The organism is Massilia sp. 01N410 (genome assembly GCF_056399665.1).
On the sequence record NZ_JBFTRV010000015.1, the window covers coordinates 61,253 to 72,327 of the forward strand.

The window sequence follows — 11,075 nt, forward strand, 5'->3', positions numbered from 1 at the left end:
AAGGGCAAGCATGGACAAGGCAGAGCCGCATCACCTGGCGCCCGGCAAGCTGCGCCACCCGCTGGCCTGGGTACCCAGCCTTTACCTGGCCCAGGGCCTGCCTTTCTACAGCGTGGCGCTGGTGGCGGGCCTGATGTTCAAGAGCATGGGCGTGCCCAACGAGCAGATCGCGCGCTGGACCGGCGTCCTGGGCCTGGCCTGGGTATTCAAGGCCTTGTGGAGCCCCTTCCTGGAACTCTTCCGCAGCAAGAAGCGCATCGTGGTGACCCTGCAGCTCACGGGCGGGGTCGCGCTGGCGGCGCTGGCCCTGGCCCTGCAATTGCCGGCCTGGTTCGCGCTGGCGATCGCCTTGCTGGGCGTGGTGTCGCTGGCCTCCAGCACCCACGACATCGCCGCCGACGGCCTGTATATCGCCAGCCTGTCGGCAAAACAGCAGGCGGCCTACGCCGGCTGGCAGGGCGCCTTCTTCAACGGCGCCAAGTTCCTGTCGCTGGGCGGACTCGTGATCCTGGCCGGCCACCTCGAGCAGTCGGTCGGCCCGCAGGCCGCCTGGGCCACCGTGTTCGGCCTGCTGGGCGCGTTGATGGCGGGGCTCGGCCTGTATCATGCCTGGGCGCTGCCGGGGCCATCTGCGAGTACAGGCCCCGCATCGGCACAGGCGGCCAGCGTGCGCGGCACCGTCGCCGTGCTGGTCGACGTGATCCGCGCCTTCTTCGCCAAGCCCGGCATCTGGCTGGGCATCCTGTTCATCCTGCTGTTCCGCACCGCCGAAGGCCAGGTCCAGACCATCGGCCCGCTGTTCCTGCGCGACGCCCGCGACATCGGCGGCATGGGCCTGTCGACCCAGGAAGTGGGCGCGATCTACGGCACCGCCGGCACCGCCGCCTTCCTGGTCGGCAGCATCCTGGGAGGCTATTTCACCTCCTGGATCGGCCTGAAGCGCGCGATGCCCTGGCTGATCCTGGCGATGAACGTGCCCAACCTGGTGTTCTATTACCTGAGCATGACCCAGCCCGAATCGCTGGGCGTCGTCACCGCCTCGCTGGCGGCAGAGATGTTCGGCTACGGCTTCGGCTTCGTCGGCATGATCCTGTTCATCATGCAGGTGATCGCGTCCGGGCCTTACCAGACTGCCCACTATGCGCTGGGCTCGGGCTTCATGCAGCTGGGTTTCGTGCTGTCGAAGGTGGTCAGCGGCGACATCCAGCAGGCGCTGGGCTACCGGCACTTCTTCCTGTGGGTGGTGCTGTCGGCGCTGCCGGTGCTGGTGCTGACGCGTTTCGTTCGCCTGGAACCGGAAAATCCATGATCGGCCCTTGAAATACTCTCCTTATACTCCACATGGAGTATAAGGAGAGTATATTCATGAAACTTGTCGAATCAAAAATCAAATTTCCAGACACCGAGAAGGTGACGATCAACCTCGGCCTGGTCGACCTGGCACAGATGGACCTGCTGGTCGAAGAGGGCTTCTATACCAACCGCACCGATTTCGTGCGCATGGCGATCCGCAAGCAGCTCGAGCTGCATGGCGAGGCGATCCGCCAGACCGTCACGCGAAAGCGCTATGTGATGGGCATGCAGCGTTATTCGAAGGCCGAGCTGGAAAAGACCTTGGCCAGCGGCGAACGGCTCGAGATCCACGTGCTCGGCCTCGCTTCCATCGACGACGACGTCACCCCCGAGCTCGCACGCGAAGCCATCGCTTCCATCCATGTGCTGGGCGCCTTTCTCGCCTCGAGCGCCGTCAAGGCGGCGCTGGCGGACCGCATCGAATCCTGAGGAATCACCATGAAACCCTATGAAAAATTTGTCGACAATATCCTGGGCGCGATGCGTTCCAGCCAGGGCAAGGACCCTGCCGCCGCCACCGCGATCATCCAGGAGGCGCTCAAGGCGGCCGGCCTGATGGGCGCGGTGCCGTCGGCCGCACAGGCGCCGCAGCAGGGCGCGCCCTTCGTCGACCTGAACCCGCCGCCGGCGTGGGCGCCACATGCGCGCCAGGGCAAGGCGGCGCCGGATGCCCGGGTTGGCCCCGGCGCCGGGGCGATGCCGGACTGGGTCGCGCGCTTCACCTCGAACCTGCCCGGACAGGGCGTTGCCGGCCGCGGCAAGGTTCTCGGTCCGGAAACGCTCGGCCCCGGCCAGTTCCTGGAAGGCAGCTTCGGCAACGAGGCCGGCACGCGCAATTACCGGCTGTACGTGCCGGCACGGCCGGTATCCGGTCCGCGTCCGCTGGTCGTGATGCTGCACGGCTGCAAGCAGAATCCGCAAGACTTTGCCGCCGGCACCACCATGAACCTGCTGGCCGAAGAATACGGCTGCCTGGTGCTGTATCCGGAACAGGCGGCCGGCGCGAATCACTCGCAGTGCTGGAACTGGTTCGAAGGCGCCCACCAGGGCCGCGATGGCGGAGAGCCTTCGCTCATCGCCGGCATGACGCGGCAGGTGATGCGCGAGCACGATGCCGATGCCGGCCGGGTCTACGTGGCGGGCCTGTCGGCCGGCGGCGCGATGGCGGCGGTGATGGCGGCCGGCTATCCCGAGCTGTACGCCGCGGTCGGCGTGCATTCCGGCCTGCCGGTCGGCAGCGCGCATGACCTGATGTCGGCGCTGAACGCGATGAAGGGCGCGGGCAAGAAGAAGCGCAAGGCCGCGGCCGGCGCCAGGACGGTGCCGGCGATCGTCTTCCACGGCGACCGCGATGCCGTCGTCCATCCGTCGAATGGCGAGGCGGTCTACCGGCAGTTCACGCACGGCGCCGGCGTCGCGGAAACCGAGGAGCGCGGCCAGGACTACACCAGGGCTGTGGCGCGCGATACCGCCGGCCGGCCGGTGGCGGAGCACTGGACCTTGCACGGCGCCGCCCACGCCTGGTCCGGCGGCAGCACGGCCGGTTCTTACGCCGTCGACTCCGGTCCGAATGCCTCTGCCGAAATGCTGCGGTTTTTTCTTGCGCAGTGATTTGCTATGCTTGCGTCTTCACACATACTTTGAAGGCAGCACATCATGGTTTCCCTGCAAGAGCAGCTGCTCAAGGCCGGCCTGGTCGACAAGAAGAAGGTCAAGCTGGCCAACCAGGAAAAGAGCAAGCAGCACAAGATCGAACTGCGCACCGGCGACAAGCAGCAGAACGAGTCGCGCGAGGCCGCGCTCGAAGCCCAGCGCAAGCAGGCCGAGCGAGCGCGCGAGCTGAACGCCCAGCGTGACGCAGCCGCCGCGCAGAAGGCGGTCGAAGCCCAGATCGCGCAGATGGTGAAGACCAACCGCCAGCCAAAGGGCAATGGCGACATCGCCTATAACTTCACGATCGGGACGAAGATCGAGCGCATCCACGTCTCGGAAAAGGTGCGCGACCACCTGGTGGCGGGCCGCCTGGCCATCGTCGGTCATGGCGGCGGCTTCGAGCTGGTGCCGCGCGTGATCGCCGACAAGATCGCCGAGCGCGCGCCCGAGATCGTGGTGCGGGTTGCCAAGGCCGCGCCGCAGGCGGTCGAGGAAGACGATCCGTATGCGGACTTCAAGATCCCGGACGACTTCACCTGGTAAGGCGGGGGCGGACGGCTAGCGCTTCTTGACCGGCAGCGCCAGCCAGCCGCGCCAGCGCCCCTCGGCGTCGCGTTCCACCATCTGGATGTGGGGCCGGGTGCTGTCCAGCCGCCACAGCGACTGTTTATCGAGCCAGTCTTCGTACATGAAGCGGAAGCGCGGCCACTCGTCGTGGAAGTCGAGGCAGGCGTAGCTGCCGGCCGGCAGGATGCGCATGCCCATGGCCGGGTCGAGGCCGGCGTCGTCGGCGCAGCCGAAGTCGTAGCAGTATTCGCTTTCTCCGGTGAAGCCGGGATCCTCGTCGAACACCCCGTACCAGGGCCGTCCCGCGCCCTGGCAGGACGCGATCACGGCATTGCAGGCGATCGACAGGGCGGCGCCGGACTGGCCGAAGAAGCGCTGGTAGCGCAAGGTCACCGCCGGCAGCATGCGCACGGCGATGCGCGCGGCGATGGTGCCCGGCGTCGGCGGGCAGTAGGGCGCCAGCAGTACTTCCAGCTTGTCCGGTTCGGCCACGAAGAAACTGACGTCGCTCTCGCGCCCGACCTGCTGGTCCATGTACGCGCGCCAGCCGCCTTCGCGCCAGGCCTTGGCCGACATCGAGAACTGCTGCCTGAAGGCCTTGGCGAAGGCCGCGTTGGACGGAAAGCCGCAATCCTGGGCGATGCGCACGATCGCCACGTCCGGCTCGTGGCGCAGCAGGTGGGCGGCGCGGCGCAGGCGGCGCTTCCTCTGGTATTCGCAGGCCGAGAAGCCGGTCAGCTCGCGGAAGATGCGGTCGAAGTGGAAGGACGAATAGCTTGCCGAGGCCGCCAGGCTTTTCAGCGCGAGCGGGTCCCCGACCGAATCCAGCATCAGGTCCATCACTTCATACAGGCGCGACACGCGCGAGGGCGGCTTCATGCGAAGGTTGTTTACGAAATAATTACAAATATGAAATAAGACTATTCCGTAAATAACCCCTGTTTGGCAAGCATTTGCGTGGTATGCATGCCCCAAGTGTTGTCAACGTGTCTGCCTGGTCTCCTCCAGCTTGTTCACATCGAAGCCCTGGCGCTCGAGCCGGTCCAGCAGGGCGGCCATGGCCTGGCGCGGCACCGTGGGCGTGCGCGACAGGATCCACAGGTATTCGCGTTTCGGTTCGCTGACCGCCGCCAGCTGGTAATCGGGATCGAGGTCGATCACCCAGTAATCGCCCCAGACCATCGGCAGGAAGGACAGCCAGCCCGGCGCGAAGCGCACCTGCAGCTTCGGCGAATCGGCGGGACCGACCTGGCGCGCGCTGCCGACCGCCTCCTCGAAGCGGCCGTCGGCGCGGCGGCAGCGGTTGATCACCTGGATGCCGCCGTCGCGCTCCAGGCTGTAGTGGGCGGTGGTGAAGCCCTCGCACTGCTTCTGGAAGCGGTTCGGGTATTTGGCGATCTCGTACCAGGCGCCGAGGTAGCGCGGCACATCCAGCGAAGGGATGGGTTCGAGGTTGGCCCCTTCATGGCGCTCGCGCGCGGCTGCCAGCACGGTCATGGTGGCGCCGAGCAGGCCGAGGGCGATCAGGGCGAGGCGGGAAACGGGTAAGGGCATGGCATGCGTCCGTGGTCGGTAACGCCGCCAGCTTAGCAGTTGCGGGCCGATGCCGTCGCCAGCCGCGGCCCGGGGGCTTACTTGTGGCGACGTTCGACCGCGGCGGCACCGGTGGCCAGCGCCAGGATCAGCACCACTAGGGCCATCAGGCCGATCACGCTGGCCAGGTGCAGCACGGTGGCGGCCGGGCCGGTGGGCGGCGCGCCAATCGCGCCGGAGCGGTCGAGCATGAACAGGCCGACCAGGACCACGCTTACCAACGCGCTCCACAGCAGCGCCGGACGCAGGCCGCCGAGCAGCATCGCCACCGCCGGGCACAGCACGAACCAGGGCGTGGTCGGGGCGGCCAGGCCGCCCAGGTAGACCGCCATCCAGACCTTCAGCAGGAACAGGGCGCCTACGAACAGGTCGCGCGCGGCGGCGATCGGCAGGCCGGCGGCCAGCGTGAAGGGCGTCACCATCATGACCACGCCGGCGGTCAGCACCACCATGCCGACGGCGTCGAAGCCGAGCAGGTGGTACATGGTCGTCAGCAGCGGAACGCTGACCGCGGTGACGGCCGCCAGCACCGTCAGGTTGCGCGCGGCCTGCCACTGACTGGTGTCGGCGCGCAGGGACGCCGGGAGGATGTTGTCCAACAGCTTGATCATGTTATGGGGAGGGTGGGTGATCATTCTGTTCTCCGTTGGCGTTCCAGGAAGCCTGCGAGTTCGTTGACGCTCTGGTAGTCGAACAGCAATTCGGGCACGATGGGCATGCCGAGGCGCTGCTCGAGTTCGACCGCGATCGAGGCGGTGGCCAGAGAATCCATGCCCAGTGCCGCGAACGGGGTGTCGAGGTCGATGCGGTCGAGAGTCTGGCGGCTCTCGGTGCGCAGCCAGGCCAGCACGCAATCGTGGACCACGGCGTGGATGCCGCTGCCGCCTGCTTCAGCGGCGGGCGCCTGCGCTTCGGCGGGCGCCTGTACCGGCGCGGCCTGCGGCATCGACGCTGGTCTCGCGCCGGCGCGCAGCAGCAGGGCGTCTGGCTGCTGGTCTTCGCCGGCCAGCTGCTGGTCGACGTCGCCGATATCCTGGGCGTAGCCGGCCACCAGGGCCAGCAGGTCGCCGGAAGAACTGTAGGGGCGCTGGCCGGCCAGTTCCGCCAGCAGCGCCTGTAACTGATGATTGAAGCGGCGCCGCGCCCACACCACGGCATTGCTGGCCGCCTGCGCGTCGCCGCTCTGCGACTGCTGGCGGCGCTCGGCCGCGCCCAGCAGGAAGGCACTGGCCGACAGTTCGCCGAGCTTGTAGTCGGTCCACTGGCGCGCCGCGATCTTCGAACCGAACAGGCGCTGCGCGCCCTCGGCCAGCGTGGCTACGCGGGCCATGGCGGCATCCAGTTCGGTGCACAAGGCGGATCTGCCGAGGGCGTCGGCCAGGAAGGCGCGCCAAGCGCCGCCCGGCTTGGCTAGCGCCACGCCGAGGTGGGCGTACAGGGTTTCGGTCGGGCCTTCAAGGATGCGCAGCACGCGCGCGTCGCGGAGGATCTGCGGGGCGCCGTTGGATTCGATGTAGCCGCGCCCGCCCAACATCTGGACCAGCAGGTCGGCCGCTTCGCCCAGCGCTTCGGTGGCGGCGGCTTTACAGGCGATATAGGCTTCGGCGCCGGGCGCGCGGCCGGCGTCGACCTCTCCCGCGATCGCATACGCCAGCGCTTCGCTGGCCTGGATCGCGGCGGTCAGTTCCTGCAGGCGCACCACGCTGACGGCATTCTCGGCCAACGGGCCGGTGGCGACCGTGCGGCGCGAGGCATAGCGCGCGATCAGCTGGGCGCAGCGCTTCATGGCGCCGACGCAGATCGCGCCGATGCCCAGCCGCGAGAACAGCATCGCGTCGTGGGCCGCGTCCATGCCTTCGCCCGGCGCCAGCAGCACCGCGTCGTCGGGCACGAAGGCATTGTCGAGGAAGAGGGTGTTCTGGACCATGCCGCGCATGCCCATGGTCAGCGATTCGGGGCCTTGCACCAGGCCGTCGTTGTCGGCATCCACCAGCAGCGAGATCATGCCCAGCGGCGTGCCGTCGGCGCTGCTGGCCTTGGCGAACACGGTGGTCAGGCCGGCCCAAGAGGCCAGGCCGATCCATTGTTTTTCCGCGTTGACGCGCCAGCCGCCCGGCACCTTGACGGCGCTGGCGCGCAGGGCCATCGGGTTCGAGCCGGCCGCCGGCTCCGTCAGCGCAAAGGCCGCCAGCTGGCGCCCGGTGGCGAGCTGCGGCAGCAGGCGTTCGCGCTGAGCTTCGCTGCCGAAGCGCAGCAGCGGGCGCAGGCCGAGGCCGTTGTGCACGCCGACCATGGTGGCGACCGTCATGTCGACCGCCGCCAGCTGCTCCAGCACGCGCATCAGGTCGACGGTGGCCAGGTCCTTGCCGCCGGCGCTGCGCGGCGCCTGCAGGCCGAAGAAGCCGGCATTGCCGAGGTCCAGTACGACATAGGGCGGAATGGTGCGGCGTTCGTCGATCACGCGCGAATTCAGGCGTCGCTGCGCATAGCGGCGCAGCCAGCCTATCATCTGGTCGGCGGTGCTGCGCGACAGGGAGCGCGCGGCGTCGGCGCCGGCCGGCGCCGGCGCTTGCACCGTCGCCGTCATGGCTGCCACGGCGGCCTGCGGCGCGGCCGGCGCCGGCGCAGGCATGGCACCGCGAGGCGTACGCCGGTCGAAGATACTGCCCGGCATGACGTAGACCAGCTCGAGCTGGCCGTGCAGAGCCAGTTCCTTGCAGCGCGAACGCTGCACCTTGCCGCTGGTGGTGCGAGGGAAGGTGCCCGGCTTGACGAACACGATCGAGGACACCGACACGTCGAACTGCTGGGCGATGACCTTGACGATGTTCTGCGCCATCGCTTCGATGCGCGCCAGGTAGTCGTCCTTGGCCTTCTGCTGCTCGCCGCTCTGGGCCAGTTCTTTCTCCAACTGCTGCGCCGCGCGCACCAGGCCGCGGTTGGCTTCGGCGACGATCGCCAGCCTTTCCTGGCCGCCGATCTCCACCGAGAAGGCCGCGCACATGTTCGGCTCGATAAAGTCGATCGTGTGTTCGATCACTTCCTCGATATCCTGCGGGTAGACGTTGCGGCCGTTGATGATGATGAGATCTTTCAGGCGGCCGGTGATGAACAGCTCGCCGTCGCGCATGAAGGCCAGGTCGCCTGTGCGCAGGAAAGGACCCTCGCCGGTCTTCGACAGGCGCGCGCCGAAGGTGGCTTCGCTCTCCGCCGGGCGGTTCCAGTAGCCGTGCGCCACGCTGGGGCCGCTGACCCAGACCTCGCCTACGCGATGGCTCGACACCGGCAGGCAGGTCTCGGGATCGACCACCAGCACCTTGCTGCCGGTGCCGACGCGGCCGGAGCTGACGATCTCGCGCGCGTCCGGATCGCCGGGCGCCGCATCGCGGATCTGGTTCCCTTCCAGCAGGGACTTGCTGACGGTGCGTACCAGCGGGCCGCGGCCGCGCGGGCCGCCGGTCACGAACAGCGTGGTCTCGGCCATGCCGTAGCAGGGGAACAGCGCGCTTTCACGCATGCCGGCGCTGGCGAAGGCCTCGGTAAAGGCGCGCAGCGTGCTCGCGCGCACCGGCTCCGAGCCGTTGTAGGCGACTTCGAGGCTGGACAGGTCCAGCTGCGCCTTCTGCTGGTCCTTGACCTTGCTGGCGCAATAGTCCCAGCCGAAATTGGGCGCGCCGGCGCAGGTGCCGCGGTAGCGCGTGATCGCGTCCAGCCAGATCATCGGGTTCTTCAGGAAGGCGGCCGGCGCCATCAGCACGCAATGGAAGCCCACGTACATCGGCGAGACCACGCTGCCGATCAGGCCCATGTCGTGGAACAGCGGCAGCCAGCTCACCATCACGGTGTCGGGGTGGAAGCCGAAGCCTTCGCGGATCGACTCGACGTTGGCGGCGATGTTGCCGTGGGTGATGCGCACGCCCTTGGGCAGCGAGGTCGAACCCGAGGTGTACTGCAGGAAGGCGACCATGTCCGCCGAAACGGCCGGCAGCGCGGAAGGGCCTCCGCCAACGCGGACCTCGCTCTCCTGCAGCAGGTCGGTGCACATGCATTCGCGGTTCGAGGCATCGACCAGCGACAGGCTGGCCTTGATCGCCGGTTCGACGTCGCTGCGGGTCAGGATCAGGGCCGGGTCGGCGTCGTCCAGCAGGGCCTTCAGGCGGCGCGAGGCGCGGCTCTTGTGCGGGATGGTGGCCGGCACCGCGATGATCCCGGCCAGCAGGCAGGCAAAGTAGACGGTGATGAATTCGAGGCCGGCGGGGTAGAGCAGCAGCGCGCGGGCGCCCGGCGCCGCATGCTTCGCCAGCGCGGCAGCCAGCGCGGTGGCGCGGCGTTCGAGCTGGCCATAGGTCAGCTCGTCGATCTTGCCGTCGTCACGCAGGAAGGTGTAGGCCAGGCGGTCGGGCGTCTGCCGGGCGTGCTGGCGCAGCCGCTCGTGCAGCAGGACGCATTCATTGTTGATCGTGTCGATATCTTCCCGCATTTGTCCCAAGCTGGCTCCTGATTACTGCCGGCGGCGTGCTTCTCCGGCCGCGATGGCGTCGCGCGCCCGGGCCACTGTTTGGCCGATGATCGGTGCAGCGCGTTTGATTTGCTGCATATTATGGTTGGACATCAGCTGCAGGCGCAAGCGCGAAGCGCCGACCGGCACCCCGGGGAACTCGACCTGGTTCACGAACACCGACTGTTCAAACAAGAGTTTGCCGGTCAGGCGCGAGACTTTTTCGCTGCCGATCAGCACCGGCACGATGGCAGAGGGGATGCCCATGCAGTGCAGGCCTTCGCCCGCCAGCTGGGCGCGCAGGCCGTCCACGTTGCGCATCAGGTCCGCGCGCAGCGAGTCGCCTTCGTCCGAACGGATGATCTGGATGCACTCCAGGATGACGGCCGACTGCATCGGCGACAGTGCGTTCGAGAACATGTGCGGCCCGGCGTACAGCTGCAGGTGGCGCTTGACGGAACGGGACGCGGTGGCGACGAAGCCGCCGTTCGAGGCGAAGGATTTCGAGAATGCGCCCATCACCAGGTCGATCCGCCCCAGCATGCCCTGCTGGGCGATGCAGCCGCCGCCGCCCGGACCCATGGCGCCGAGGTCGTGGGCCACGTCCACCAGCAGGGTGGCGCCGAATTCGTGGCACAGCGCTTGCAGCGCGGCCAGGTCGGGCGTGTCCGAGTCCATGCTGAACAGGCCTTCGGTGACGACTAGGATGCCGTGCGCGGAGTCGCGCGCGCGGATCGCGCCCAGCAGTTCGCGTACATGGCCGACGTCGAGGTGGCGGTTGATGCTGACGTTCGGTGTGGCCGCGCTGGCGCCCTGGCGCAGCGAGGCGTGGGCGAACTGGTCGATGACGATGTGGTCCTGGGCTTGCACCAGCGCGGTGATGGCGCCGAAGGCCGCGCCCCAGCCGGTCGGGAACAGGGCCACGTGCTCGGTCGCGACCAGGCCGGCGATGGCTTCCTCGAGCGCCAGCGAGGTGCGGGTATTGCCGAGCAAGACAGCCGAGCCGGCGCTGTGCGGGCCGGCATCGCGCAGCGCGCGCGCGGCGGCGTCGGCTACCTGCGGGTGCGAGGCCAGCGACAGATAGTCCTGGGACGCGAAATTGATGCCGCGTGCGCCATTGCCGCTCTCGTCGCGGATGCTGGCGATCGGGTGCGGGGCACCGTCGAGCGAACGGGCGTACTGCCACAGGCCGTCGGCGCTGCGGGCATTGTGCCAGGCCTCGACCGGCTCGGTGCGGCGCAGCAGGTCGGCGCCGCGCGGCTGCGCGAACTGGGCCGCGGTACCGCCGAGCGAGCCGTTTTCCAGCATGGCGTCGACCTGGCGCGCGAGTTCGCGCTCGGCCGCCAGTTGCGGATCGTCGCCCGTGTCAATCGCTTCGTGGTGCTGCATCGATGGAGTAGACATGCATATT

General features: G+C 68.2%; 9 protein-coding genes. 4 read left to right on the top strand and 5 right to left on the bottom strand.

Annotation, left to right across the window (positions count from 1 at the left end; genetic code table 11):
- Positions 1 to 10 precede the first annotated feature (10 nt).
- From AC1DOP_RS19205 to AC1DOP_RS19220, 4 genes are read left to right on the top strand one after another with little or no spacing between them, the layout of a single operon-like run.
- Positions 11 to 1,309, top strand: a complete 1,299-nt coding sequence (locus AC1DOP_RS19205) for an MFS transporter (RefSeq protein WP_441935049.1) — start codon at positions 11 to 13, stop codon at positions 1,307 to 1,309.
- A 56-nt stretch (positions 1,310 to 1,365) separates the two neighbouring features.
- Complete coding sequence (locus AC1DOP_RS19210) at positions 1,366 to 1,782, top strand: CopG family transcriptional regulator (protein ID WP_441935050.1); 417 nt, start codon at positions 1,366 to 1,368, stop codon at positions 1,780 to 1,782.
- Between the two features lie 9 nt (positions 1,783 to 1,791).
- The gene (locus AC1DOP_RS19215; protein WP_441935051.1) at positions 1,792 to 2,964 is read left to right on the top strand and encodes an extracellular catalytic domain type 1 short-chain-length polyhydroxyalkanoate depolymerase; all 1,173 of its coding nucleotides are present in this window, start codon (positions 1,792 to 1,794) and stop codon (positions 2,962 to 2,964) included.
- Between the two features lie 45 nt (positions 2,965 to 3,009).
- Positions 3,010 to 3,549 carry a DUF2058 domain-containing protein gene (locus AC1DOP_RS19220; RefSeq protein ID WP_441935052.1) on the top strand — a complete coding sequence of 180 codons (540 nt, stop codon included), beginning with the start codon at positions 3,010 to 3,012 and terminating at the stop codon, positions 3,547 to 3,549.
- A gap of 15 nt (positions 3,550 to 3,564) precedes the next feature.
- On the opposite strand, the gene AC1DOP_RS19225 is transcribed toward AC1DOP_RS19220, so the two are convergent.
- The 5 genes from AC1DOP_RS19225 to AC1DOP_RS19245 form a co-directional block, all read right to left on the bottom strand.
- The gene (locus tag AC1DOP_RS19225) at positions 3,565 to 4,452 is read right to left on the bottom strand and encodes a helix-turn-helix domain-containing protein (RefSeq protein WP_441935053.1); all 888 of its coding nucleotides are present in this window, start codon (positions 4,450 to 4,452) and stop codon (positions 3,565 to 3,567) included.
- A gap of 102 nt (positions 4,453 to 4,554) precedes the next feature.
- Positions 4,555 to 5,127 (bottom strand): lipocalin family protein, encoded by a 573-nt coding sequence (locus AC1DOP_RS19230; protein WP_441935054.1) that lies wholly within the window; start codon positions 5,125 to 5,127, stop codon positions 4,555 to 4,557.
- 77 nt (positions 5,128 to 5,204) lie between these two features.
- On the bottom strand, positions 5,205 to 5,801 hold the full coding sequence (locus tag AC1DOP_RS19235) for a hypothetical protein (protein WP_441935055.1): 597 nt from the start codon (positions 5,799 to 5,801) through the stop codon (positions 5,205 to 5,207).
- Positions 5,798 to 9,646 carry an AMP-binding protein gene (locus AC1DOP_RS19240; protein WP_441935056.1) on the bottom strand — a complete coding sequence of 1,283 codons (3,849 nt, stop codon included), beginning with the start codon at positions 9,644 to 9,646 and terminating at the stop codon, positions 5,798 to 5,800. Before AC1DOP_RS19240 ends, AC1DOP_RS19235 begins: the two co-directional genes overlap by 4 nt.
- Positions 9,647 to 9,667: 21 nt before the next feature.
- A complete protein-coding gene (locus AC1DOP_RS19245; RefSeq protein WP_441935057.1) occupies positions 9,668 to 11,068 on the bottom strand; it encodes an aminotransferase class I/II-fold pyridoxal phosphate-dependent enzyme in 1,401 nt (466 codons plus the stop codon).
- Positions 11,069 to 11,075 lie beyond the last annotated feature (7 nt).